Raw genomic sequence first — 25,538 nt, forward strand, 5'->3', positions numbered from 1 at the left:
CTCTCACCGTTCCGGAATTCGTCCCGGCCGCGAACGGTGCCATCCTCTATAGAGTCTTTCCATGGGGTGGAATCTCGCTGAACTGGTTCAGCGTCACAAAGTGCCAGGTGCGCAGGTCGCAGTGCTCGCGAACGGTGAGATCGAGGACCACGCGGCAGGCCTGCTGAGCCTGCACACGCGAATTGAGACAACGCCGGACTCGGTGTTCCAGATCGGTTCGATCACGAAGATCTGGACGGCGACTTTGACCCAGAAATTGGTGAACGAAGGCGTTCTTGATCTAGATTGTCCGATTCGTTCTTATTTGCCGGAATTCGAATTGAGCGACCCCGAAGCGACGGAGTCCGTGACCGCCCGGCACCTCCTCACCCACACGAGCGGGATCGACGGCAACCTGTTCACCGACACCGGCCAGGACGACGCCGCGGTCGCCAGGTTCGTCGCCACCCTCTCCACCGCCGAGCAGCTCTTCCCGCCCGGCGCGATGTTCTCCTACTGCAACACCGGGTACGCCGTGCTCGGCCGGCTGGTCGAGGTGCTGCGCGGCAAGCCGTTCCACGACGTCCTGCGCGCCGAGCTGGTCACGCCGCTGGGCCTGAACACCGTCTCCACCAACGCCTACGAGGCGATCCTGCACCGCGCCGCCGTCGGTCACGACCAGGGCGCACCCGTGAAGACGTGGGCGCTCGCGTACTCCAACTCCCCCGGCGGCGCCCAGCTCGCCATGAGCGCCCGCGACCTGCTCACCTTCGTCCGCCTGCACCTCACCGACGAGTTCGCCGTCCTGCGCGAACACCAGGTGAGCGTGCCGCCGAACCTCGGCGCCCCGGCGTGGGGACTGGGCTGGATGCTGCTCGGCGACGGCGTCGTCGGCCACACCGGCACCACCCTGGGCCAGAAGGCCTTCCTGCGCGTCGTCCCGGAAGCGGGCGTCGCGGTCGCGGTGCTGACCAACAGCCTCGGCGGCCCCGGGCTCGCCCACGAGGTCTTCTCACACACCCTGCGCGAACTCGCCGGCGTCGAGACCCCGCCGCGCGTCACACCGCCCGCGAACCCCGCACCCCTCGACGACACGATGTTCGGCACCTACCGCGGCACGAAGGTCGACTACGTGCTGACCAACGAAAACGGCCGCGCGTTCCTCAGCTATGTGCCCCGAGACGCGCTCGGCGCGGAGTTCATCGGCGAACACCGGCGCGACGAGGTCGTCCGCCTCGACGACACCTCGATCATCACCCTCGAACCGGACTTCGGAACGCACTACGTCGCCACGTTCGTCGGCCGCGACCCCGAAGGCCGCCCGAAGTGGTTCCACAACACGAACGCCTGCTACAGGATCGCCTGATGGGGAGTCTCGACCAGCTCATCGCGAAGTACGACGTGCCCAACGCGCAGGTCGCCGTCCTGGCCGGCGGGGAGATCACCACCGAGGGCACGACCGACTCCGCGTTCCGGATCGGCTCGATCACCAAGATCTGGACGGCCACCCTGGTCCAGCGCCTGGTCGACGAGGGCGCGCTCGACCTGGACCGGCCGGTCCGCGACTACCTGCCCGGTTTCCGGCTGCGCGACCACGCCGCCGATGCCCTGACCTCCCGCCACCTGCTCACCCACACCGGCGGTCTCGACAGCAACCACTTCGTCGACACCGGCAGCATGGAGGAGTTCGTCGCCGCCCTCGCCGACGCGGAGCACTGGTTCCCGCCCGGCGAGGTGTTCTCGTACTCCAACAGCGGGTTCAGAGTGCTCGGCAGACTCGTGGAAGTGTTGCGCGGCAAGCCTTACGACGACGTCCTGCACACCGAACTCGTCACGCCGCTGGGCCTGCGGACCGTCTCGGCCAACGCCATCGCGCCCGGCAGCTCGCACCTCGAGATGACCGCGCGCGACCTGCTGGAGTTCGTCCGCCTGCACCTGACCGACCCGGCACTCGCCGCCCTGCGTGAACCCCAGCTGGACGACATCCCGGACTTCGGCGGCGACATCACCGGCTGGGGACTCGGCTGGATGCTGTACCCCGGCGGCACGGTCGGCCACACCGGTGTCTCAAAAGGACAGAAGTCGTTCCTGCGGGTCGTTCCGGCACAAGGTCTGGCGGTGGCCGTGCTGACCGACAGCCCGCGCGGCGAACCGCTGGCCCACGAGATCTTCACCGCGGCCGGCATCGAGTGCGCACCACCACCCTCACCACCCGCAGACCCCGCCCCGGTCGACGAGTGGATGTGCGGCACCTACCGCAACACGTTGTACGACCTCACGCTCGCCACCGAGGACGGCTGCGCGTTCCTGACGTATCACGCGCGCACCGAACGCTTCCCCGGCAAACCCGCCGTCGAGGTCGTCCGCCACGGCAAGAACACGATCATCACCGCCGAACCGAAGCCCGACGGCCACCACGTCATGTCGCTGGTCGGATCCGACGAGCTCGGTCGCGCCAACTTCCTGCACAACGGCTCCGCCGCGTGGAGGATTGCCTGATGGTCACCGTCGCCGACATCCGCGCCGTGGCACTGACACTGCCGCGCACCACCGAGCACCTCATCCGCGACCGCGTGAAGTTCCGCGTGGGCCAGATCGTCTACGCCGCCCTGTCCCGCGACGAAACCGTGCTGGGCTTCGGTTACCCGCGCGAGGAACGCGAAGCGCTGGTCGCGAGCGATCCGGTCAAGTTCGCGTTCCCGAGCCAGTCCGACATGCGGTTCCAGTGGGTGCACGCGTCGATGGCCGAACTGGACGTCGAGGAGATGACCGAGCTCGTCATCGGCGCTTGGGTCATGTGCGTGCCGAAGAAGGTCATCCGCGCTCGCCTCGGTGAGGACTACATTTAGTCAACACTGAAGTTACTGAGCGCATCGTCACCAGGCGGTCGTTCGGCGCACAGGCACCCGACCCCGCGCTCGATCCACTCCTGACCCGCCCAGCCGGGGTGCCGTTCGATCAGCACCGCCCGCACCTCGGTCACGACGTCCGCCTCCTTCATCGCGGAGTCGCGCCGCAGCCAGGTCTCGTCCCGCAGCTCGTGCAGGTAGTCGCGGACACCCTCCAGAACCTCGCGACCACCCGTCGTGCCGTGCCCGGGCACGACCACGCGAGGTTCCGCGGCGATCAGCCGATCCATCACGTCGATCCACGCGAGGCCGGACACGTCGGTGTCGTGCGGCGGGAACCACGGGAAGATCGCGAACTGCCCGGTCTCGGCCAGGTCGCCGGTGAACAGCACGCCCGCGTCCGGCACCTCGATCACCTGGTCCCCCAGCGTGTGCCCGCGCCCGGTCGGCCGCAGCAGCACGGTCCGGCCACCGAGATCGAGCGAGTGCACGCCGTCGAACACCACGTCCGGCACCGGGATGGTGACGTCCGCCAGCCGTTCGGCGATCGCGCCGCCGAACCCGCGGAACATCTCCAGGTAGCCGGACCCCTTGCGGCGCAGGTCATCCGCCTGCGCGCGGTTCACCACGTACGAACCCCCGAGCCCGGAAGCACCGAACACCGAAGCCCCGAACGCGTGCTCCGGGTGGAAGTGCGTGGTCGTCAGGTAGATCCGCCGCCCGCGCGCCACCTTCGACGCGAACTCGAGCACCTGGGACGCGTTGACACCGCCAAGCCCTGTGTCGACGACGAGAACCGCTTCGGTCCCGCTGATGACACCGATGTTGGGCACGAGAGCGACGTGGTCGTTGGGGATCACCAGGACGTCGGGGGCGATGTCGACAACGCCGGAAACCTGGACGGCGGGGTCTGGAAGGTTCATGCTCCCACTCCACCGCCGGACCCTGCCCGGCGTCCAAGACCCGTTGGGCACTCCCGATACCGAACGAGTATCGTGCCTGATCATGGAGCTGCGGACGCTGCGCTACTTCGTCGCGGTCGCCGAGGAGTTGCACTTCGGCCGGGCCGCGCAGCGGTTGCACATGAGCCAGCCACCGCTGAGCCGGGCGATCAAACACCTTGAGAACGACCTCGGCACCACGCTGCTGCGCCGCTCCCCCGCCGGCGTCACGCTCACCGAGGCCGGCCACACCCTGCTCGACGAGGCACGGGCGCTGCTCGACCACGCCGACCGCGTCCGCACCAAGCTCGCACGCACGACCATCACCGTCGGCATGCTCGGCGACCACGGCGCGGCCCGGCTCGCGGCCGCGTTCCGCCGGCAGCGCCCCGACATCGAGATCCGCATCCGCGAGACCGACCTGACCGACCCCACCTGCGGCCTGCGCACCGGCCAGGTCGACGTCGCCCTGACCCGCGGACCGTTCGACGAGACCGGCCTGAAAACCCTTGTGCTGCGCCAGGACCCGGTCGGCGCCGTGCTCAGGGCGGACGACCCGCTCGCCCGGCGCGACCGCCTCACCACCGGCGATCTCGCCGGCCGCGACTGGTTCCAGTTCCCGGAAGGCACCGACGAGATCTGGCGGAACTACTGGAACGGCGGCGAACCCCGGCGGGGCCCGGTCGTCCGCGCGGTCCAGGAGTGCGTGCAATCCGTGCTGTGGAACGGATCCGTCGGCCTGGCGCCGCTCGGCCACGACCTGGGCGACGAGCTGACCGTCGTCCCGCTGGCCGACCTGGCGCCCAGCCCCGTCGTGCTCGCGTGGACCAAGGACGACCCGCTGACCAGGGCGTTCATCGAGGCGGCTGCCAGAGCGTACGGGTGACCTCGGTCAGAAGCGGTCGCCGCTGGTCAGCTCGTGCTCCATGGCGTCGGCGCGCCCGACCAGGAGGGTGAGCGGGCGCTCGAACTCCTCGCGGATGCTCAGGTCCTCCAGCGGAGCCACGTGCTTGAGCAGCGCGAGACCGTCCACCACGGCCGCGCCACCGAGCTCCGGCGCACCGGCCAGCTCGAGGAAGCGGCGCAGGTCGATCTCGTCCGCGCGGCCGACGGGCGAGGAGATCTCCACCCACTCCTGGCCGTCGAGGTCCGGCAGGTGGTGCACCGAGACCTGCTGCGTCCGTTCGCCCTCGGTGCCGAGCCGGAAGCGCAGCCAGTCACCGGTCTCCTCCAGCACCTCGTACCTGACCCGGACATAGTTGATCACTTCGGTCCACGACGTCACGCCAGGCTCCTGCCCTCACACCACTCCGACTGCGGACACCGTAACGCCGCCGCCGGGCCGCCACGCCGAGAAACTCCGGAACACCTGATCTGTGACATAGACCCGCCGCCGGCGTGACCTGCCGGCGGCGAGACGGTCCTTTCGCGACGGCCTACCCGCGGCGGTAACCCCACCGGGTGCGGCTCGCCGCGTCCTCGACACCAGTGAAGCCCTCGTTGGGCACGAACTCGTCCTCGCCGAAGTCCATGTCCGTGTCGTCGGCGTTGCCACCGATGCCGTCGGCACCGACCGCGAACATCGCCTTCGGGTTGCCGCCCTGGTCCATCAGCGTGTCGTGCGCGTTGAACTGGTGCTGGTGCCACGAACCGGACAGGTGCCCCAGCTCGTGTGCCGCGATGTTGCCCAGCGCGCGTCCGACGAACTTCGTCTTGTCGCTGGCGGGCGTGATGTAGGTGTTGAGCGAGACACCGGCGCCCGCGGGCTGGCTGAGCAGGTCGAGCTGCACCATCGCGGTTTCCTCGTGCCCGAAGTTGCCGGGGTCGATGCTCTGCGCGATCGCCACGGTCTCCACGCCCGACTCGGCGATCGTGCCGCCGATCACCAGGCGGCTGACGTTCCGCTGACCCCACGGGTCGGCGTGGTCGCGACTGTTCAGCAGCTTGACGCCGAACTTGCCGTGCAGCGCCAGGTTCTCCCGGATGGTGTCGACGGCGGCGGAGACGACCGCGTTCTCGTCGGCCGCCGACAGGCCCCAGTTCGCCAGGAACTTCGCGAGCGGTGACAGCTGCTTCTCCCCCGGCACGCCCCAGACGGTCGTGTCCACGAGCGCGCCGTCGAAGTCCACGAACACTGTCTGCGGCGCCTTTTCGGCACCCGGCCGGAACGCCTTCACGGTCAGCTCGTACCGGCCGGTGCCGTCCTCGACACCGACGTAGTAGCGGCCGTCGCGCGGCGCCAGGTAGTCCGCGACCGCGTTGCCGCCGCCGGGCAGCGGGTTCTCCTTGGGGTAGACGCCGGAGAAGTCCTGCCGCGAGCCCATCACCTCGCGGCCCCTGGTGTCGTGCACGGCGACCTTGCGCGCGGCACCCGTGACGGACGCGCCGATCACGTCGCCCGCCTTGAGGTCGATGGCGAAGAAGTCCTTGTCCCCCTTGCCTTCGCCGGCCCCGAGCGTGAGTTCGTAGGCACCGGACGTGGCCAATGCGCCGGTGACGCGGACGAAGTAGTCGGCACCCGCGGCGAGTTCGGTCTCGAGGCGCGCGTCGGTGCTGACGCCGACCGTGTCGTTCGACGCGATCTCCTTGCCCGCCGCGTCGAACACGGTCAGCACGGTGTCGAGGTCGCTGCCCTCGGTGCGGGTGTCGACGGTCGTGTGGCCCGCACCGCGCAGCCGGTAGAAGTCCTGGTCCGCACCGGTGATCTTGCCGGTCGTGCGGATCGCGCGGTGAGCGGTGCCGACGCCCGTGTCGCTCGCGGTCGCCCGCGTGTCGTTGGGTTCGGCGAACTCGGCGACCGCCGGCATGGTCGGATCCGCGAGCAGCGAGCCGGTGAACAACGCGCCGCGGTGCTTGCGGAAGTCCGTGGACTCCGCGAGCCACGGGTTGTCGTTGCGGCCGCGCGCCGACACCGGTTCCCGTTCGGCGTAGGTGTACCCGGGAGCTTGAGCCTGCAGGACTCGTGCCCTGGTCCGGGCCTCGCGCGCTTTCTCCGCCCTGGCCAGGTCCGTCTTGCCCGGATCCGCGAGGAAGGCCAGCAACGGGTCCGGTTGAACCGGCGCCGGTGCTGCCACGGCTGTCTGCCCGCTCAACACGAGCGCGGTGACGGCGATCGCTCCCAGCAAGCGCATGAATCCCCCTGGTAGTAGATCAACCAGACCTACACCGTGGGGCGGACGCAAGACCAGAGTTCTGGCCCAATCAAGACAGATGTACCGACACCGCGTAGTCGCCGCCGCGGAACTCCTCCCGGTCCCAGGTGGCGAACCGCTCGACCAGCTTCAGCCCGGCCCGCGCGCAGTGCTCGTCGTACTCCTCGACGGTGTACCCGCGGTTCAGGCTGAAGCCCGCGATCAGCACTTTCCCGACGTGCTTGGCAACGCCCGCGACGAGCTTGTCCTGGGTGCCGGGCTCGGTGAACAGCGGCACGTTGCCCGCCATGACGACGACGTCGAAGGTGCGGTGGAGATCGAGTTCGGCCAGGTCGGAGCGCACCCAGGTGATGCCGGGGGCGAGTTCGGCCGCGTGCGCGAGCATCGACTCGTCGCGGTCCGCGCCGACGACCTCGATGCCGTGCTTCGCCAGTTCGATCGCGACCCTGCCGGTGCCGCACCCGGCGTCCAGCACGGTCTTCGGCTCGTACGCGCGCACGAACGTTGCCTCGCCGTGCACGTCCATACCCGACTCGGCGAGCGAGTCGAACCTGCGCTGGTAGTCAGCTCCATTCCACACGATGCCAGCGTAGACCCGAAGATCGGCGGATACCGGAGCTGTGGGAGCGCTGCCAAGGTCAAGTGCATGACGCGCTTTCTGCTGGCAGTGGCGTTGCTCGTAGCGGTGGCCTCCCCGGCGCAGGCCGCACCGGCCAGATGGGTCGGCACCTGGGCCACCGCGCCGTCCTCGGCCGTGCCCGGCACCGACAACGGCTACCCGAACTTCTCGATCCGCAACATCGTGCACGTCAGCGCGGGCGGCAAGGAGATCCGCGTCCGGCTCTCCAACGCCTACGGCCGCACGCCGACGGTGTTCGGCCAGGTCACCGTGGCTCGCGCGGCCGGTCCGGACACACCGCTCGCGGTGCCGGGCACGATGCGCACGCTGACGTTCGGCGGCGCGCAGTCGATCACGGCCGCGCCCGGAGCCGACGTGGTCAGCGACGGCGTGGCGCTGACCGTCCCCGCCGACTCCGACCTCCTGGTGACCGTCTACACGCCGTCGCCGGGCGGCCCGGTCACGCACCACCAGCTGTCCATGCAGAACTCGTACTTCACCCGCGACGGCAACCACACGGCCGACGAGTCCGCCGCGGCCTTCCGTGAGCGCACCAGCGTCTGGCACTACGTCTCGGGCGTCGACGTGCGCTCGTCGTCGTTGCAGGGCAGCGTCGTCGCGCTGGGCGACTCGATCACCGACGGCGCGAACTCGACCTGGGGCGCGAACCTGCGCTGGCCCGACCAGCTCGCCGACCGGATCAACACCCGCATGGGCGTGCTCAACGCGGGCATCAGCGGCAACCGGCTGCTGCTCGACGGCGGCTCGGCAGGCCCGAACGCGCAGGCCCGGCTGAACCGCGACGTGCTGACGCAGTCCGGCGTCCGGTCGGTCATCGTGTTCGAGGGCATCAACGACATCCAGCAGACCCCGCACGAGACCGACCCCGCGAAGATCATCGCCGCGCTGAAGCAGATCGCCCAGCGCTCCCACGACCGCGGCCTGCGGGTGATCGGCGCGACCATCACGCCGTTCAAGGGCTGGAACAGCTACACCGACGAGCTCGAAGCCGTGCGGCAGGCCGTGAACTCGTACATCCGCACCAGCAAGGACTTCGACGCCGTCGTGGACTTCGACCAGGTGATCCGCGACCCGGCGGACCCGCAGCGGATCAGGCCCGCCTACGACCAGGGCGACCACCTGCACCCCGGTGACAAGGGGTTCGAGGCGATGGCGAAGGCGGTGAAGATCGCCACGTTATGACACCCGATCGGGCGGTCGAGGTTTGCCACACCCCGGGGCAGGGCTATTCGATGGAGATCAACTAGCACCGAGCTCCAAGGGGTTGAGCGAATGCGTGTCACGATCCTCGCTCTTGTTCTCACGGTCAGCGCCACGGCCTGCGGGGCGTCGACGCCGAGCTCAGCGCCCCAGGATTCGGCGTCACAGAGCCAGGCACCCACGACCAGCGCCACCTCCGCGAGCGACAAGCAGGAGCCCACGGTGAAGGTCGACCTGACCATGCAGGGCAAGCCCGGCCTGGGTCTGCTCGCCGCGACCAACCAGGGGTCGGCGCCGATCACCTTCCAGGGCTGGCCGAAGCTCGCCTTCACCAACCTGGCGAACCAGCCGGCGGCGATCCCGGTGGAACAGAAGCTCGTGCCCGGCGAGGGCCCGTCGATCACGCTCCAGCCGGGTCAGACCGCGTTCGCGGGTGTGCAGCTCGACGTCGACGACGACACGAACGCGTTCGCCATCAACACGATGACCGCCGAGCTGCCGGGCATGGGGCCCGCGAAGGTCACGTTCATCGGTACCGACGGCCAGCCGATCGCCGACGTCAGCAAGATGAAGGTGAGCGAGGCCAAGGTGGGCACGATGCAGCCCGTGACCCAGGGTGTGCTGGTGTTCGACTAGGCAGGATCTGACCAGCCCCGCGAGAGGGCGAGACGGCCGGACAGGAGCGCGTCGCGTTGCCGGGTCACCCACTGCTCGACCTGATCTGCGGATTCCGCGACGGGCTGGTCCGTGGTGTCGACCAGATCGGTGCACCATCGCCGATCGCCGGCAGTCCACCCGGTCCAACGGTGCCAGGCCATCCGAGGCCAGCTGTCGCCGATGATGGCGTCGGGTCGATGCCGGGGATTCCTGGCGTGCTCGCGGTGCCAGGCCGCCCAGCCGAGGAAGGCGTCAACCGCCCGAGCGTCCCACCGGCCCGCGTCGCGCATGGTGAGCCTGCTGCGCCGGACCTCGTCGGACACGTCGACCAGACACACCGCGATTCCGTCCAGCAACGGGGCGGAGGGCGTGGCCAGGACCTCTCCGAGCGGGGATTGCCCGGTCAGCAAGAGGTCGACTCCGCGGTCCTGGTACTCCAACGCACGGCGCACCCACATCTCGTTCATGCGGTGGCGCCAGTGGCGATCGGCATCTTCGGGGACGCCGACCTCGTCGAAGTCGTGCACGGCGACCCGCTCCAGCCGGTCGCCTGCGGAGCGAGCGAGCGTGGTCTTGCCTGAACAGCTGGAGCCGGTCAGTTTGAGCAGCATCACACCAGGGTGGCAGGTCAGGGGTGGCGTCCTCGAAAGGTTTTCCCACTCGGCCCACGGAACGCGAGCCGGCCAACGACCTTCGTGGCCCTCACCACCGGCGGGCGAGGGCCACGAGGCCTTCTGCACTTCGTGCCGCAATGCATTGGCATTACAGCGATTCCACTCGATGACGAACAGTCGAGGTCAGCTCTTCATCCAGTAGTACTGCGCCGCCACCTCCCACGGCTTCGCGACGCGGTCGAGGAACATCAGGCTGTCCATCCGGCAGTTGCAGGCGTTGCCCTCGCGGTTGTTCTGCGGGTAGCTGCCGCCGATCTTGATGCCGCGCGGATCGGTCGCCGACGCCACGTCCGGTTCCGGTTCGCCCTCGAGCTTCCACGGGTCACCCGCGACGACGTACTTGCCGGCCAAAGGTTTTCCGTTGCGGTACAGCACCATCGCGCCGGTGTCGAAGTCGAACGTGGCCGCCAGGAACACCCATTGGTTCTGCGGCAGCAACGTCTGCCAGTCCTCGGTGGCGGCGAACGTCTGCGAGTCGCCGCCGTCGATCCGCCTGGCCAGCGCGACCAGCTTGAGCTCGCCATCGACCTGGATCAGCTCCAGCAGCGCGCGCACCGCGTGGCCGTTGGAGTCACCGGTCAGCACGCCGGCCAAGCCGATCGCGCCGTAGAAGTCGTTGGGGTTGGCCGAGTTCGAGTTCGGGGCGGGGTTCTGGCCCGTCATCTTCACCCAGCCCATGATCGACGCCTGGCGGGCGCCGTTGAAGGCACGCATGGTGGGCACGCCGGTGTCGCTGTACAGGCCCGCCTTCCAGTCGTCGTTGCCGGCTACCGCCGGGTTGATCTGCTTGAGCTGCAACGCGTTGCGGCTCCTGCGGAAGGCTCCGTCGCGCACCCGCATGTCGGTGCCGCCGTTGATCAGCGACAGCGTGGTGCCGGAGCGGCCGCTGTCCTGTTCGAGAGCCTTGTTGCCGCGCACCGGGTGTTCGAAGTCGTAGTAGGACACCAGGTTGCGGGTCAGGGTGGGCAGCACCGTGCCGAACGTGGCCTGGGCAGGAACGGCCAGGCCGACGCTGAACACCGCGACCAGGCCCAGCACCAGCAGTCGTCTCATCACCGAACTCCCTTGCCCCGCACGCGCAGGTCGCGCAGCCGGCCGATGTTGTCGAACGAGCCGAACCCGACCCGGCCGGACGAGAAGGTCTTGTCCACGGCGGTCATCAGCGGATGCGGCGAACCGTCCACGTAGACCGCAATCTCTCCCGAATCGGCGCAGTGCTTGACCCGCACGCGATGCCAGGCCGTGTCGGAGATCGCCGGTGCGGCGCCGACGGAACGGGCCGCATCCCATTGGTGGTCAAGGCGAAGCCGGTCCGCGTTGTTCACGACGAAGATCCCGTTGTGCGGATAGATCCTGTTGTCTGACGACAGATGCGCGTAGTAGAACTCGGTGTCCGATTTGTACCCGAACACGATGATCACGTCCCGGTTCGACTCCGCCACCGGCGTGTCCAGCCGCACCTGGGCCTCCACCTGCACCGAACCGAACGCCGGGCCCTTCTTCAGCACCGCGTACTCGAACGGCCGGCGCGGCCCGGGACGTGCGACACCAGCCTGTGCCAGCACGACTTCACGACCGGGGAACTGCCACAACGACGGCGTCACCGGCTCCCACGAACGAGCCGACGAAGCACCGGAAACATAGTCGTGGCCGGAGCGGCAGGAGGCGAAGGTGCGAGCACCCGTCACCTTCCAGATCTTGCCGTTGGCCTTGGCCAGCACGTAAAGCTCACCGGCGGCGTCCTGACCGAACCTCAGGTCGACGCGGTTCGGGTCGTTCACCAACGCCTTCATGGTGGTCAGCTGTCCACCGGCGTAGACCATCATCTCGCGCGTCGTGGCCATCGGCTTGCCCGCGCGCATCTCGCGTTCCTCGGCGTAGTAGATGAGGCCCTTCACGCCCTCGCCGTAGATGTACTTGCCACGCAACGAAGGGATCTTCGAGCCGCGGTAGACGAAGCCGCCCATCAACGCGTTGCCGCTGTCGGCGCACGGCCGCTGGGAGGCGAGCCGGTTGTGGTCGAACGCCGTGACGGGATAGGTGAAACCGTACTTGGCGTCGTCGGCGGGCAGCGGGAACACGCCGCACGACGGGTCGCCGCGGTGGTACGACCAGATGCCCTCGCGTTCGCTCCAGCCCAGGTTGGCGCCCTTGCGCACCTCGTACACCGAGTCGACGGCCTTCTCGCCGATGTGGCCGAGGAACATCTTGTGCGAGCCCTTGGAGTCCCAGCTGAAGCGGTACGGGTCGCGCATGCCGTATGCGTAGATCTCACCCAGCGCACCCGCCGTGCGCACGAACGGGTTCGCGCGCGGGATGCCGTACTGGCCGTTGATCCCGTTCTTGCCGGCCGGGTCGATGCGCAGGATCTTTCCCTGCGGCAGCGCCAGGTCCTGCGGCAACGTCGTCGAGACGCCGATGCCGCCGTCGCCGGAAGCGAGGTAGAGCAGGCCGTAGTCCTCGTCCCACCAGCGCGCGTTCGGGTTGAAGCCGATCTCCTGGAAGCCGTGGATGAACGACGCGTAGCCGACGCGCATGATCTCGCGGTGCGTACCGGAGAACAGGTCGGCGCGCGGATCCGACGCGGTCCACTCGGTGATCACGCCGTGCACCTGGTTGTCGCCAGGGGAAGCCCAATCCGGCTTCTTCGTCGTCAGCGCGGAACCGGTTTCGGTGTGCACGGTGTAGAACTTGCCGTTGCGCTTGAAGTTCGGGTGGAACGCCGCGAACCCGAAGCCGCTGCCGAGGCCGCGGTGGTTGTGGAAGTCGGGGCCGACGATCGCGCCCAGGTCCAGGTACGCGTGCTGAACCCCGTTGTCCAGCAGGTAGAGCTTGCCGTTCATGTCCGGCACGAACATCCGGCCGGAGCCGTCGGGCAGCTCGCCGAGGTAGTTGATGCGGTTGTACCGGCGCAGGCGCGCGTCGGTCGGCGGGGGCACGGGCTGCGACGCGGGCAGCTGCGTGACCTCGGTCAGCTCCAGGCCGATGCCGGAGGCACCGGGCGTCGGCAGCGGATCGGCGATCGGCGCATCGGACTGCGCCGATGCGATGGGCACGAACAACGCTGAGAGCACGAATGTTGTGACAGCCAAACGAGAAAACCGTCTGTACATCCCCCACCACCCTGTGGGCCAGGCCGTGCAGCACGGCAGCGGAAAGCGCTTTCCAAGCAGCGGCCCACCGGAATCTACCTAGCTAATAAGGTGGTTACAACCCCTTCACCCCCGGCCCTTGGTGACCCACTCGTACTGGCCGCGCACCTCGTCGGCCGTCAGCGCACGGTCCAGCAGCATCAGGCTGTCCAACCGGCAGTTGCAGGCGTTGACCTCGCGGTTGTTCTGCGGGTGACTGCCGCCGATCTTGATCCCGCGCGGGTTCGCCGACGACGTCACGTCCGGCTCGGGCGCACCGATGATCTTCCACGGATCACCCTTCACCGCGTAGGAGCCGGGAACGGGCTTGCCGTCGACGTAGAGGCCGATCGTGCCGTTGTCGAAGTCGAACGTGCCCGCGAGGAACACCCACTTCCCCGGCGGTATCAACGTCTTCCAGTCGGCACTGGACACCCAGTACTGCTTGTCGCTGCCGTCCACCCTGCGCCCGAGCGCGATCAGCCGCATCGCGCCGTCGTGGTTCTCGGTCTCCAGCAACGCCCGCGCGGCGTGGCCGTCCGAGTCACCGGCGAGGATCCCCGCGAACCCGATCGCGCCGTAGAAGTCGCCGGTGCCGGAGCTGTTCGAGTTGCGGGCAGGCGCCTCCCCGGTCACCTTCACCCACGTCATGATCGACATGGAACGCGCCTTGCTGAACGCCTTCATCGACGCGACCCCGCCGGAGCTGTAGACGCCGGATTTCCAGTCGTCGTTGCTCTTGTTGTTCGGCCGCACCTGCTTGAGCTGCAACGACGTCGTCGAACCCGGGAACGCGCCGTCGGCCGTGCGCATCGCCGTACCACCGTTGATCAACGAGATCGGCGTGCGCGAGTCGGCCCGGCCGATGTCGTCCTCCTTCTTGGGGTCACTCGCCAGCGGGTGCTCGAAGTCGTAGTGGTTCACCACCGCGGAGGCGATGCCGGGAGACACGTCGTCCGGGGAGGACAGCGCGGAGTTCGCGGCCTTCCCGCTGATCCTGAGGTCGGCGACGCGGCCGATGTTGTCGAACGAACCAAACCCGACGCGTCCGGACTTCAGCACCGTGTTCGTCGCCGTCATCAACGGTTGTGAGGAACCATCGACGTAGACCGCGATCACGCCTGTGTCCACGCAATGTGTGATGCGGACGCGGTGCCACTTCATGTCCGTGATGGCGGGCGGGGCGCCGACGGAACCGTTCCACTGGTCGTCGATGCGCAGCCGGTCGGCGTTGTCGACGAGGAAGATCCCGTTGTGCGGGTAGATCTTGTTGTCCGACGACAGGTGCACGTAGTAGAAGCGGTTGTCCGACTGGTGACCGAACACGATCACCACGTCGCGGTCCTTCTGCGAGACCGGCGTGTCCAGCCGCACCTGCGCGTCGACGGTCACGTTGCCGAACGCCGGTCCCTTGCTGACGACCGCGTACTCGTTGGGCCGCCGCGGACCCGGCCGCGCCGCACCGGCCTTGGACAGCACCACCTCGTTGCCGGGGAACCGCCAGCGCGACGGCGTGACGGGCTTCCAGTCGGCGGCCGAGTTGACGCCGGAAACCACGTCGCTGCCGGACTCACAGGCTTCCGTCGTCTGGATCGTGCCGGTGACCTTCCAGATCTTGCCGTTGGCCTTGGCCAGCACGTAGAGCTCACCGGCCGCGTCGGTGCCGAGCCGCAGGTCGACGCGGCTCTTGCCGGCCAGCGTCTTCATCGTCGTGCGCTTGCCCGCCGAGTCGTACACCGCGAGCTCGAACGTCTTCGCGATCGGCGCGCCGGCCCGCATGTCCTTCTCGTCGGCGTAGTACAGCAGGCCCTTCACGCCTTCGCCGTAGACGTACTTGCCCTGCAACTGAGGGATCGCCGTGCCGCGATAGACGAAACCGCCGATCAACGCGTTGCCGCTGTCCCCGCAACCGCCGTTGGGACGGTTGTGGTCGAAGCCCGCGACCGGATAGGTGTAGCCGAACTTCGCGTCGTCGGCGGGCAACGGGTAGAGCTGGCACTTGGAGTCGTTGCGGCGGTAGGTCAGATGGCCTTCCCGCTGCCCCCAGCCGAGGTTCGCGCCGGGCGTGACCTCGTAGACCGACTCGACGACCTTCTCACCGATGTGCCCCAGGAACATCTTGCGCGTGCCACCGGAGTCCCAGCTGAACCGGTAAGGGTCGCGCATGCCGATCGCGTACAGCTCGGCCAGCGCGCCCGGCCTGCCCAGGAACGGGTTCGACGGCGGGATGCCGTACTTCTTGTTGCCGCTGTTGGTTCCGGCCGGGTCGATGCGCAGGATCTTTCCCTGCGGCACCTTCACGTCCTGCGGCACGTCCGAGCGGTACCCGATGCCACCGTCACCGACGGCCAGGTACAGCAGGCCGTCCGGGCCGAAGCCGATCTCCTGGAACCCGTGCAGGTACATCTCGAACCCGATGCGCAACAGTTCGCGCCGGGTGCCCGCGAACGTCGCCGCTTTCGGGTTCGTCGCGGTCCACTCGGTGATGACGCCGTGCACCACCGCGTTCGACGCCGACGGAAGATCCGGCTTGCGGTTCTTCAACGCGTCCTTCGCTTCCGTGTGCGCGGTGTAGAACTTGCCGTTCGCCGCGAACTGCGGGTGGAACGCCACGAACCCGAACCCGCTGCCGAGTCCCTGGTGGTTGTGGAAGTTCCCGCCGATCGTGGCGCGGACGTCGAGGAATGTGCGCTGTCCGCTGCCGTCCCGGTTCAGCGTGTACAGCTTGCCGTTCATGTCCGGCACGTAGAACCGTCCGGAGCCGTCCGGAATTTCGCCGAGGTAGTTGACCCGGTTGTACTGCTTGAGCCTGCTGTCACCGGCGGTGGGCGTGGTAGAGGACTGCGGCAGCCGCGCGATCTCCTGCAGCTTCACGCCGACACCGGACGCCGCGGGCGTCGGCAGTGGATCGGAGACCGGGCCGGCCTGGGCGGCCGCCGGTGGCACCAGGGTGGCCGCGGCGACAGCCAGCGCGGCAAAGATCGAGAGCGATCGTCTGGACATCGCACACCACCTCGTGGATCGGCTTGGAAAGCGCTTACCACGCGGCGGCGAGCCAGACTCTACCCACGGGTGACCCCGGTCACAAGGGTGTCATGCCCCTGTCAACGAGGAGAAGCCGTCGCCAGCACGAGGGACACCAACGGGATGGCACTGTTGGCGTCTGCAAGTACCACCAACTCTTGATCGAATCGCCGCCAACTACACCCAACCGCCCTAGAACCCGGCCGGCGAGTTGGCGGTAGGAAAGTGCTGGATGATCTTGAGTTGGTGGTACTTGCAGACGCCATGGGGGCGAGATCAATCGTGCCCGGTTACCGCCCCCAGCAGGTCTCGAATGTGAGCGGTGGCCGTGGAGAACTCCGGACGGGCCATCGTCGCGGAGTAGTCGCGCTCGGAAGGCAGGTCGACCTCGATGACCTCCTTGACCACCGCGGGCCGTTGCGTCAGCACGATCACCCGGTTCGCCAGGTACACCGACTCCGCGATCGAGTGCGTCACCAGCAGCACCGTCGTGCCGGTCTCCCGCCACACCCGGTGCAGCTCGACGTTCATCTGCTCGCGCGTCAACGCGTCCAGCGCGCCGAACGGTTCGTCCATCAGCAGCACCCGCGGCTCGTGCAGCAGCGCGCGGCACAACGCCACGCGCTGCTGCATGCCGCCGGACAGCTCGTGCGGCAGGGCGTTCTCGAACCCCGAGAGTCCAGTCATCTCAATGAGTTCGTCGGCCCGCTTGCCCGCCTCCGCCGAGTTCATGCCCCGCATCTCGGCCTGCAGCAGGATGTTGCGCCGCGCGGAACGCCACTCCAGCAACGCGGCCCGCTGGAACACGAACCCGATGTCGTGCCGCGGTCCGCGCACCTCCTCGCCCAGCAAGGTGACCGAGCCGGAGGACGGCTTCAGCAAGCCGGACACCAGTTTCAGCAGCGTCGACTTGCCGCAGCCGGACGGGCCGACGATGGACACGAACTCGCCCGGCGCGACGTCGAGCGAGACCTGCTGGATGGCGGTCACCTCCGTGCGCTTCGACTGGAAGCGCACGGAGACGTCGTCGATCGCGACGGCGGAGGTGGTGGTTCCCAGAGTCACGCTCATCCCTTCGGGGCCACGCTTTCTTCCCAGTACGCCGAGGGCTCGGACGCTTCCTTGATGATGCCGGTCTGCTTGAACGTGTCGATGGTCTTCTTCCAGTCGTCCAGGGTGTTGACGCCCGGCGCCTTGCCCTTCGTGGCGTCCGTGTGCAGCAACGTCAGCGTCGTCTTGAACTGCTCCAGCACGACCGTCGGCGACGGCAGCTGCTCGGCGGCGCCCTTCATCGACTCTGCCGCGGCCTCCGGTGACTTCTCGGCCTCCGCCCACGCCTCCTGCGTCGCCGCGACCATCTTCTTCACCAGGTCGGGATCCTTCTGCAGCATGGTCTTCGAGGTGAGCAGGCCGTTGCTGAAGTAGTTCAACCCGAACTCGGAGAACCGCAGGTACGACACGTCCTTGCCGGACTTCTCCTTGATCGTCGGTCCCTGGTCGGAGGCGAAGCCCAGCAACACGTCGGTGCGGTTGGAGATGACCGCGGCCATCTTGCCCGCCGGGTCGATGTTCTGGATCGAGACGTCGGCCTCCGACATGCCGTTCTGCTTGAGGAACGCGGGGAACGTCTTCGTCAGCGCGTCACCCGCGGTCGTCGCGACCGACTTGCCCTTGAGGTCAGCGGGCTTCTTGATGTTCTTCTCCGTGAAGAACTGCACGGACGCGGGCGTGGTCTGCAGGAACACCCCGATGCTCTTGGCCGGCACGCCCTGCTCGACGGCCGTGGCGAGCGCGGACGTGTCCGCCCAGCCGAAGTCCGTCTGCCCTGCGCCGGTCGCGGTCACCGTCTTGCCGGAACCCTGGCCCGCCTGGATCTTGAGCTTGATGCCGTGCTTCTCGTAGATGCCCTGCTTGACCCCGTAGTAGAACGGCGCGTGCTCGCCGTACGGGTACCAGTTGAGGGTCAGCGTGACGTCTTTGGTCTCACCGCCGCCCTGCGTCGAACTGCCACCGCCTCCACCGCAGGCGGCAACCACCAGCATCGCGGGGAGAAGGCCTGCGAGCAGTTTCTTCATGATCCGCCTTTCGCTAGAAGGGTTGTGACGGCGGCGCCTCGCCGGCTGGCGTGCCAGGGCAGCATCAGCTTCTCGGCGAGGTCGAGCAGGAGGAAGAGCAGAACGCCGACGAACGACGTGACGATCAGGCCCGCGAACAGCATCGGCGTGTCCATGTTGCCGTTGGCCTGCAGGATCACGTAGCCGAGGCCCTCGTTGGAACCGACGAACTCACCGACGACGGCACCGGTCACGGCGAGCGTCACGGCGACCTTGAGTCCGGCGAACAGATGCGGCAACGCCGCCGGGAAACGGATCTTCACGAACGTCTTGACCGGCCCGCCGCCCATCGTGGACGCGAGCTCGAGCATCTCGGTGTCGACCGATTTGAGACCGGTGACGGTCGAGATGACAACGGGGAAGAACGCCATCAGCACGGCCACGATGACCTTGGGCTCGAAGCCGAAACCGAGCCACACCACGAACAGCGGCGCGATGGCGATCTTGGGGATGACCTGCGCGAACAACAGCAGCGGGTAGGCCGTGCTCTCGATCGTCCGTGAATAGACCATCGCGACGGCGACCAGCACGCCGAGGACGCCCGCGATGACGAACCCCAGGATCGTCTCGTAGGTGGTCACCCAGGTGTGGCCCCAGAGGTACGACCACTTGTCGATCAACAGGTCGAAGGTCTTGCCCGGCGACGGCACCAGGTAGGCCTCGACCAGGCCGGTGACGGTGATGAGGTGCCAGATCGCAAGGCACGCGGCCAGCAGCGCGGCCGGACGCCACGTTCGCTCTACGAGGCCGCGCCAGCGGTCCGCCGGAACCGTGTTCACGAAGCTCCCTCGGGTAGGAAAGCGCTTTCCCGTACGCTATGTCCGGTCCACTGACCGGTCAAGACGGAGGAGTGATGAAGCTGGACCAGACCATCGACCGCGTGCACGGGCGGGGCGAGGCAACTCCGATCCCCGCCTGGACAGATGAGACGGCTGAATCGATTTTCCCGACCATCACCGGTTATCTGGCACCAGCGATCTCGCGACCTTCGTCAAACTGGACGCGATCGATGTCGCCGTGGCGAAGGTGCCCACCGGACCCAGGCTGGCGATCGAGGTGGACGAGGTGGACGAGGTGGACGAGGCGGCCGTTCAGGAGCTCTCGATCGAGCTGTAGGTGTTGCCGGCGTGGTCACGGCCACGCGCCAGGTAGATCTTGTGCTCGCCGGACTTCAGGAACCGGACCGTGGTGGGCAGGTACCGCATGGTGTAACCGCAGCGCCGCAACGTGCTGCGGTTCGGCGGACTGCCGTGCACCAGCATGGCCGAGTGGACACTGCACGCACCGCGTTCCAGTTCCACGTCAACAGCCCGCGACTCGTCGACCTCAGTCTCCTGGTTGAAGAACGAGTCGTCGTTGCCCTGATGAGCCACGGGCGCGAGGTGGCTGCCGGGAATCACGCGCAGGCAGCCGTTCTCGACCGTCGACGGGTCGATGGCCAGCCAGACGGTGATCGCGTCACCCGCCGGTGAGATGGTGTCGCGCCAGAAGTGTGCGTCCTGGTGCCATGGCACGGGTTTGCCGTCACCGGCGGGTTTGCAGATGAAGTGCGACGAGAACAGCGCGATGTCCGGGCCGATCAGCGACTCGACGAGGTCCAGCACGTCCGGGTCCAGCAGCCACTCGAACAGCGCCGGGTCGGTCTGGTGCGGCACGTCCATGTGCTCGGGCCGCCGCCCTTCGGGCAACGCCGCCAGCTTGGCCTCGAAATGTGCTGCCAGCGCCTCGAACTTGGCCGGAGCCAGCACGCTCGAGTGCGTCTCGTAGCCGTCGGTCTGGAACATCGGGGATCACCTCACGAGTAGGCCGGTCTCCTTGTCATAGCGCAGAACACGTGCGGGCGGGGCGTCCACGGTCACCGTGGTGCCGACCTCGGGTTCGTCGTCCTCCGGCACGATGTACCCGATCTGGTCCTCGCCGCAGTCCAACGTCACCAGCGACGTGACGCCGAGGTTCTCCACAATGGACACCGATCCGGTGAACAATCCGTCCGCGGCAGGCGACAGGTACTCGGGCCGAACGCCCACGATGACATCCCCGCGCGGCACCAGGTTCATCGGCGTCGATCCGATGAAGTTCGCGACGAACGTGTCCGCCGGCCGCTGGAACACTTCCCGCGGCGTCCCGAGCTGCCGGATCTTGCCCGCGTCCATGACCGCGATCCGATCGGCCAACGCCAGAGCCTCGGCCTGGTCGTGCGTCACGAACACGGTCGTCAGCTCCAGCTCGCGCTGCAGTTTCTTGAGGAACGTCCGCGCCTCCAACCGCAACCGGGCGTCCAGATTGGACAGCGGCTCGTCCAGCAGCAGCACCTCGGCCGACGCCGCCACCGCACGCGCCAGCGCCGCCCGTTGCTGCTGCCCACCGGAAAGCTGTCCGGGGCGGCGATCCAGCAACGCCCCGAGACTCAGCCCGCCGGCCGTGCGCACCGCGGTCTCGTGCTGCACCGACTTCGCGGCACCCCGCACCCGCAACGGATAGGCGATGTTCTCCGCAACGGTCATGTGCGGGAACAACGCGTAGTCCTGGAACACCATCGCGACCCGGCGGTCACCGGGTTGCAACCGCGTGACGTCCCGCTCCCCGATCGCCACCGCGCCGTCGGTGGCGGCCTCCAGCCCGGCGATCGTGCGCAGCAGCGTGGTCTTGCCACAGCCCGACGGGCCGAGCAGGGCGAACAGCTCGCCGTCGGAGATCTCGAGGTCCAGCGCGTCCACCGCCCGCACCCCGTTGGGGTAGACGGTGGACAGCTCCTCGATCGTGATGCCCGCCATCAGCTCTTGATGCCTCCGTGGAATCGGAACCCGTACCGCTTGCTCACGAACAGGTACAGCACGACCACCGGGATCGAGTACAGCAGCGAGAACACCGGGATCACCGTCAGGTTGGCGCTGCCGCCCTCGTCGTACAGGGTGCGCAGCAGCACCGCCGCCGGCTGCTGGCCGACGTCGCGCATCAGCAGGAACGGCAGCAGGAAGTTGCCCCAGGCGTTGACGAACGCCCACACGAAGATGGTCGCCACACCGGGCCGTGCGACCGGCAGCACGACGTGGCCGAGCACCTGCCACGGCGAGGCGCCGAACACCCGCGCCGACTCCTCGTACGAGCGCGGCACGGCATCCATGAAGTCCTTCAGGATGAAGATGGCCGCGGGCAACATGCCGCCCGCGATCACCAGCGCCGTGCCGAACTGCGAGTTGATCAGGCCGAGCTGCAGCATCATCACGAAGATCGGCACCATCGCGGCCGTGCCCGTCACCACCGACGACAGCAGCAAGAGCAGGTAGAGCAGCAGATCGCGGCCAGGGATCCGCACCCGCGACAACGCGTACGCAGCCAGGGCAGCGAGAACCGTCGTCACCACAGTCGCGACCACGCACAGCACCAACGAGTTCACCAACGACGTCAGCGCGTACGGGTGCTCGAAGGTCGCGGCGACGTTGGCGAACGTCCAGTCCGGCCACCGCAACCCGAGACCGGGCTTCGAGTCGAACGGCGCCGAGGCCAGCCACAGCATCGGTACCGCGAAGAACGCCAGCACCAGCGTGATCAGCACGTAGAAGCCGATCCGCCGGACCATCCACAGAGGACTCACGCTCGCCTCCGCAGCAGCCTCAGGTACACCAGGGCGATCGCCAGGTTGCCCACCAGCAACAGCATCGACATCGCGGACGCGTACCCGAGCTGCCCGCCCTCCAGCGCCTGCCGGTAGATCAGCACCGGCAGCACCTCGGACTGGTGGTTCGGCCCTCCCGCGGTCAGCAGGAACGGCGTGAAGTCGTTGGCCGTCCACAGGCTGATCAGCAACGTGTTGGTCAGCACGTGCCCGCGGATGTGCGGGAACACCACGTCCCGCACGGTCTGCCACCCCGACGCACCCATCAGCCGCGCGGTCTCGATCTGCGACGGCGGCACCGCGGCCAGCGCCGAGGTGTAGAGCAGCATCGAGAACGCCGTGCCGCGCCACACGTTGAAGATGATCAGGCTCGTCATCGGGTACTGCACCAGCCAGGCTGTCTCCGGCGAGCCGAGCAGCAGGCCCAGCGTGCCGGTGTCGCGGCTCAGCACCGCGAACCACAGGTACGCCACGACCGTGCCGGGCAGGATCCACGACAACAGAACGAAACCTTCGACGGTCCGGCGCAGCCACGGCCGGACGTTGCGCAACAGCCACGCCAGGCCGAAGCCCAGCGCGTTCTGCCCGAGCACCGCCGAGAACAGCACGAACATCGCCGTCAGCCACACCGAGTTCGTGAACAACGGGTCGCGCACGGCCTCGACGACGTTGTCCAGCCCGACGATCCGCGGGTTGGCCGCCGCGGGCCCGGTGAGCTGGTAGTTCGTGATGCCGATGTAGAGCGTCCAGAGCGCGGGGAAGACCAGGAAGACCCCGATCAGCACCAACGCCGGCGCGACGAAGGTGACCGCGCGCCGGACACCCAGACCAGAACTGTCCATCTCACCCCCGCCTGCTGTTCAGGCGTGTGCAAGTACTACCAACTGCGAGTTGGTGGTACTTGCACACGCCACTAGCCAACGTTGCCCTCGCCGACGGCCTTCACCAGCGCCGCGCGATAGGCCGTCGCCACCTCGTCCGGACTCTTGCCCGCCACGACGTCCGCGGTCGCCTGCTGCAGCGCCGCCGACACCTTCGGGTAGTCGGCGAGGCCCGGCCGGTACCGGGTGATCGGCAGGACCTTCTCCGAGATGAACGTCAGCATCGGGTCGCCCTTGAGCACCTCGTCGTTGACGTCCTGGCGCTGGGTGAGCTGCGCGGCACCCGCCAGCGACTCCTTCACGGCCTCCGCGGAGTTGAGGAACTGCATGAACTCCCACGCCTGCCGCGGGTACTTGGTGTTCGGGTTGATCACCCGCACGCCACCGCCCGACATGCTCACGAAGTCCTGCCCGCCCACACCGGCCTTGGCCTGCTTGGCAGGCACCAGCGCCCAGCCCACCGCGGTGTCGCGGTCGGCCATCTTCGCCACGCCGTTGCGGGGCTCCACCACCGAACGCCAGAAGTAGTCGCTCTCCAACAGGATGCCGATCTTGTTCTCACCGAACAGCGTGAACGACCGATCGCGCCCCTTGGCCTCCTGTTGCAACACGGGATCACCGAGCCCGCCGCCGTAGACCTTCTGGTACAGCCCCAGAACGTCCTTCAGCTGAGCCGAATCCCCTTGCCACTTCCCGTTCTCGTAGATGGGCTTGCCGGTGCCGACGAGCGCGGGCAGCACGCCCTGCATCGTCGTGGCCTCGCCCATCGCGGTCCCGGCGTTGAGCTGGATCGGCGTCACACCCGGCAACGCCTTCAGCTTCGCGCCCGCGTCCAGCACGTCCTGCCACGACTTGGGCTGCCAGTCCGCGGGCAGTCCGGCCTGCGCGAACAGCTTCTTGTTGAAGAACAGCACGCGCCCGTCGGTGCCCATCGGCACGCCGTACCGCTTGCCGTCGAACTCGCCGAGCCCCTGCACGGCCTTGGGAATCTGGTTCCAGCCGTCCCAGTCGGTGTTGCCGACCACGTCACCGAGGGGCTTGATCTGCCCGGCCTGCGCGAATTCGCCGAGCCAGATCCCGTCGATCTCGATGATGTCGCCACCACCGCCGGTCTTGAGGTCCAGCGCGACCTTGGTCTTGAAGTCCTCGTCACCGGCGCCGTTCTGCTCGAACTTGATCGTCGCCGTGACGCCCTTGGCCTTCTGCTGTTCGGTGAACTTCGGGATCACCCAGTTCTGGATCCAGTTCGCCCCGCGCGCGTTCTTCCCGCCCGCCGCCGCGTTGGCGACGATCGTCAGCGTGAACTCCTTGGCGTCGGCGTTCTGCGCCTTGTCACCCTCCTGCGTCTGACCCAGACAGCCCGCGAGCAGACCGCACACCGCCAGCAACCCGAACATCCTCGTTCGCCGCATCCGTGATCTCCCCACCCAGAGGACCAGCTGGTACGTCAGCTCTCAACATGGCACTGGATCACCCCCGCCACAAGCTCTCAGCGCCCTCTCAGTGGGCGGCTGGAAGGCTGCCGCGCGAAGGGGGTAGATCAACTATGCAGCTCTTGATGGCGGCCGTCCTGACCGCCTCCACACTGGTGTCTCCGCAGCTCACCGGCCCGCTACCGGTCGGCACGTTCGACGCTCACCTCGTCGATTCCACCCGGCTCGACCCGTTCGGGCCGCAGAAGAACCGGGAACTGATGGTCACCGTCAGCTACCCGGCCCAGCGCAAGGGCCGGCAGGCGCCGTGGCTCGCCCCGGGCCTCGCCGCGGCCGCCGACCCGATCATCTCCAGCCCCGCGTTCCTGGACGTTCCGGCTGGGACGGTCGACTGGTCCGGGACGCTGCGACAGGCCCGAGTGGACGCTCCACCGATCAAGGCCAAGTGGCCGGTTGTGCTGTTCTCGCCGGGGCTTCAGGGTCCGCGCGAGTTCTACGCGACAGCGGCCGACGACCTGGCCAGCCGTGGGTACGTCGTGGTGACCGTGAGCCACACGCACGAGGCGCTGGCCGTGGAGTTTCCCGGCAACCGCATCGAGTACGGCGCGATCGACGGCAGCCCGGAGACGACGAAGAAGGTCATCGACACGCGGGTCGCCGACATGCGGTTCGTGCTCGACCAGTTGCCGGGCCTGCACAGGTGGGCCGACACGAGCCGGGCCGGGATCGCCGGGCACTCGTTCGGCGGGTACACGGCGGGCGAGACGATGGCGCGCGATCGCCGGTTCGAAGCGGGCATCAACATCGACGGCGCGATGGAACACACCGGCGACGGTGGCACCTACGCGCCCGGTGAAGTGGTCAAGCAGGGCTTGGACCGGCCGTTCCTGTTGTTCGGCGGCGACCTCGGCGAACGGGAGCTGTCGCACGTCGACACGAGCCTCACCAGGTCGTGGGCCGACTTCTGGCCGAACCAGCGCGGGTGGAAGCGGGACGTGCACCTGGACAACGGCGCGCATTACGGGTTCAGCGACCTGCAGTGGTCGGTGCCGCAGATCGGCGCGGTGTCGCCAGAACGTCGCGCCGGTCTCATCGGGACGATCAACCCGAGGGACGCGCTGAAGGCCCAGCGCGACTACGTGGGCGCGTTCTTCGACCTCCACCTGAAGCACCGCGGCACCACGCTGTTCGACCAGGCGCGGCATCCGGGGATCCGCCTGGTGAGCTGATCAGCGGTATGGTCCGAA

Annotated in this window: 23 protein-coding genes; 7 read left to right on the forward strand and 16 right to left on the reverse strand. The window is 67.9% G+C overall.

Going from position 1 to position 25,538, the window contains the following annotated elements; translation table 11 throughout:
* The first annotated feature begins 61 nt into the window (after positions 1–61).
* From ACWGE0_RS05580 to ACWGE0_RS05590, 3 genes are read left to right on the forward strand one after another with little or no spacing between them, the layout of a single operon-like run.
* Positions 62–1,345, forward strand: a complete 1,284-nt coding sequence (locus ACWGE0_RS05580) for a serine hydrolase domain-containing protein (RefSeq protein WP_452259712.1) — start codon at positions 62–64, stop codon at positions 1,343–1,345.
* Complete coding sequence (locus tag ACWGE0_RS05585; protein WP_452259713.1) at positions 1,345–2,478, forward strand: serine hydrolase domain-containing protein; 1,134 nt, start codon at positions 1,345–1,347, stop codon at positions 2,476–2,478. Before ACWGE0_RS05580 ends, ACWGE0_RS05585 begins: the two co-directional genes overlap by 1 nt.
* A complete protein-coding gene (locus tag ACWGE0_RS05590) occupies positions 2,478–2,828 on the forward strand; it encodes an MmcQ/YjbR family DNA-binding protein (RefSeq protein WP_319963860.1) in 351 nt (116 codons plus the stop codon). Before ACWGE0_RS05585 ends, ACWGE0_RS05590 begins: the two co-directional genes overlap by 1 nt.
* Here the strand turns inward: ACWGE0_RS05590 and ACWGE0_RS05595 are convergent.
* Positions 2,825–3,751, reverse strand: a complete 927-nt coding sequence (locus tag ACWGE0_RS05595; protein WP_452259714.1) for an MBL fold metallo-hydrolase — start codon at positions 3,749–3,751, stop codon at positions 2,825–2,827. The genes ACWGE0_RS05590 and ACWGE0_RS05595 overlap by 4 nt on opposite strands.
* 82 nt (positions 3,752–3,833) lie before the next feature.
* Here ACWGE0_RS05595 and ACWGE0_RS05600 point away from each other — a divergent pair, with 82 nt between their 5' ends.
* Complete coding sequence (locus ACWGE0_RS05600; RefSeq protein ID WP_452259715.1) at positions 3,834–4,655, forward strand: LysR family transcriptional regulator; 822 nt, start codon at positions 3,834–3,836, stop codon at positions 4,653–4,655.
* Positions 4,656–4,661: 6 nt separating this feature from the next.
* Here ACWGE0_RS05600 and ACWGE0_RS05605 read toward each other — a convergent pair whose 3' ends face one another.
* From ACWGE0_RS05605 to ACWGE0_RS05615, 3 genes are all read right to left on the reverse strand, one after another.
* On the reverse strand, positions 4,662–5,054 hold the full coding sequence (locus ACWGE0_RS05605) for a hypothetical protein (protein WP_452259716.1): 393 nt from the start codon (positions 5,052–5,054) through the stop codon (positions 4,662–4,664).
* 151 nt (positions 5,055–5,205) lie between these two features.
* The gene (locus ACWGE0_RS05610; protein WP_452259717.1) at positions 5,206–6,900 is read right to left on the reverse strand and encodes a hypothetical protein; all 1,695 of its coding nucleotides are present in this window, start codon (positions 6,898–6,900) and stop codon (positions 5,206–5,208) included.
* A gap of 70 nt (positions 6,901–6,970) precedes the next feature.
* On the reverse strand, positions 6,971–7,501 hold the full coding sequence (locus ACWGE0_RS05615; RefSeq protein ID WP_452259718.1) for a class I SAM-dependent methyltransferase: 531 nt from the start codon (positions 7,499–7,501) through the stop codon (positions 6,971–6,973).
* Positions 7,502–7,567: 66 nt separating this feature from the next.
* Here ACWGE0_RS05615 and ACWGE0_RS05620 point away from each other — a divergent pair, with 66 nt between their 5' ends.
* Positions 7,568–8,743 (forward strand): SGNH/GDSL hydrolase family protein, encoded by a 1,176-nt coding sequence (locus tag ACWGE0_RS05620; RefSeq protein ID WP_452259719.1) that lies wholly within the window; start codon positions 7,568–7,570, stop codon positions 8,741–8,743.
* Between the two features lie 90 nt (positions 8,744–8,833).
* Positions 8,834–9,397, forward strand: coding sequence for a DUF4232 domain-containing protein (locus tag ACWGE0_RS05625; RefSeq protein ID WP_452259720.1), 564 nt, complete (start codon positions 8,834–8,836; stop codon positions 9,395–9,397).
* Here the strand turns inward: ACWGE0_RS05625 and ACWGE0_RS05630 are convergent.
* The 12 genes from ACWGE0_RS05630 to ACWGE0_RS05685 all read right to left on the reverse strand — a co-directional run bounded on the left by ACWGE0_RS05630 (position 9,394) and on the right by ACWGE0_RS05685 (position 24,270).
* On the reverse strand, positions 9,394–10,029 hold the full coding sequence (locus ACWGE0_RS05630) for a hypothetical protein (protein ID WP_452259721.1): 636 nt from the start codon (positions 10,027–10,029) through the stop codon (positions 9,394–9,396). The two genes, ACWGE0_RS05625 and ACWGE0_RS05630, sit on opposite strands and share 4 nt — an antisense overlap.
* Positions 10,030–10,215: 186 nt before the next feature.
* Positions 10,216–11,145, reverse strand: coding sequence for a LamG-like jellyroll fold domain-containing protein (locus ACWGE0_RS05635; RefSeq protein WP_452259722.1), 930 nt, complete (start codon positions 11,143–11,145; stop codon positions 10,216–10,218).
* Entirely contained in the window at positions 11,145–13,148 is a 2,004-nt protein-coding gene (locus tag ACWGE0_RS05640; RefSeq protein ID WP_452259723.1) for a PQQ-dependent sugar dehydrogenase, read from the reverse strand. Before ACWGE0_RS05640 ends, ACWGE0_RS05635 begins: the two co-directional genes overlap by 1 nt.
* A gap of 162 nt (positions 13,149–13,310) precedes the next feature.
* Positions 13,311–16,226, reverse strand: a complete 2,916-nt coding sequence (locus ACWGE0_RS05645; RefSeq protein WP_452259724.1) for a PQQ-dependent sugar dehydrogenase — start codon at positions 16,224–16,226, stop codon at positions 13,311–13,313.
* A 297-nt stretch (positions 16,227–16,523) separates the two neighbouring features.
* The gene (locus ACWGE0_RS05650) at positions 16,524–17,318 is read right to left on the reverse strand and encodes an ABC transporter ATP-binding protein (protein WP_452259725.1); all 795 of its coding nucleotides are present in this window, start codon (positions 17,316–17,318) and stop codon (positions 16,524–16,526) included.
* Positions 17,315–18,322: an ABC transporter substrate-binding protein gene (locus tag ACWGE0_RS05655; protein ID WP_452259726.1), complete on the reverse strand. Its 1,008-nt coding sequence runs from the start codon at positions 18,320–18,322 to the stop codon at positions 17,315–17,317. Before ACWGE0_RS05655 ends, ACWGE0_RS05650 begins: the two co-directional genes overlap by 4 nt.
* Positions 18,319–19,140 carry an ABC transporter permease gene (locus ACWGE0_RS05660; protein WP_319963845.1) on the reverse strand — a complete coding sequence of 274 codons (822 nt, stop codon included), beginning with the start codon at positions 19,138–19,140 and terminating at the stop codon, positions 18,319–18,321. The genes ACWGE0_RS05655 and ACWGE0_RS05660 overlap by 4 nt, the downstream gene beginning before the upstream one ends.
* 312 nt (positions 19,141–19,452) lie before the next feature.
* On the reverse strand, positions 19,453–20,145 hold the full coding sequence (locus ACWGE0_RS05665; protein ID WP_452259727.1) for a phytanoyl-CoA dioxygenase family protein: 693 nt from the start codon (positions 20,143–20,145) through the stop codon (positions 19,453–19,455).
* A gap of 6 nt (positions 20,146–20,151) precedes the next feature.
* Positions 20,152–21,135 (reverse strand): ABC transporter ATP-binding protein, encoded by a 984-nt coding sequence (locus ACWGE0_RS05670; RefSeq protein WP_452259728.1) that lies wholly within the window; start codon positions 21,133–21,135, stop codon positions 20,152–20,154.
* Entirely contained in the window at positions 21,135–21,956 is an 822-nt protein-coding gene (locus ACWGE0_RS05675) for a carbohydrate ABC transporter permease (RefSeq protein WP_319963841.1), read from the reverse strand. Before ACWGE0_RS05675 ends, ACWGE0_RS05670 begins: the two co-directional genes overlap by 1 nt.
* Positions 21,953–22,819, reverse strand: a complete 867-nt coding sequence (locus ACWGE0_RS05680) for a carbohydrate ABC transporter permease (RefSeq protein ID WP_452259729.1) — start codon at positions 22,817–22,819, stop codon at positions 21,953–21,955. The genes ACWGE0_RS05675 and ACWGE0_RS05680 overlap by 4 nt, the downstream gene beginning before the upstream one ends.
* Positions 22,820–22,890: 71 nt before the next feature.
* Entirely contained in the window at positions 22,891–24,270 is a 1,380-nt protein-coding gene (locus tag ACWGE0_RS05685; RefSeq protein WP_452259730.1) for an extracellular solute-binding protein, read from the reverse strand.
* A 134-nt stretch (positions 24,271–24,404) separates the two neighbouring features.
* Here ACWGE0_RS05685 and ACWGE0_RS05690 point away from each other — a divergent pair, with 134 nt between their 5' ends.
* Positions 24,405–25,520, forward strand: a complete 1,116-nt coding sequence (locus ACWGE0_RS05690) for an alpha/beta hydrolase family protein (protein WP_452259731.1) — start codon at positions 24,405–24,407, stop codon at positions 25,518–25,520.
* Positions 25,521–25,538 lie beyond the last annotated feature (18 nt).

This window comes from Lentzea sp. NPDC054927 (assembly GCF_053610285.1).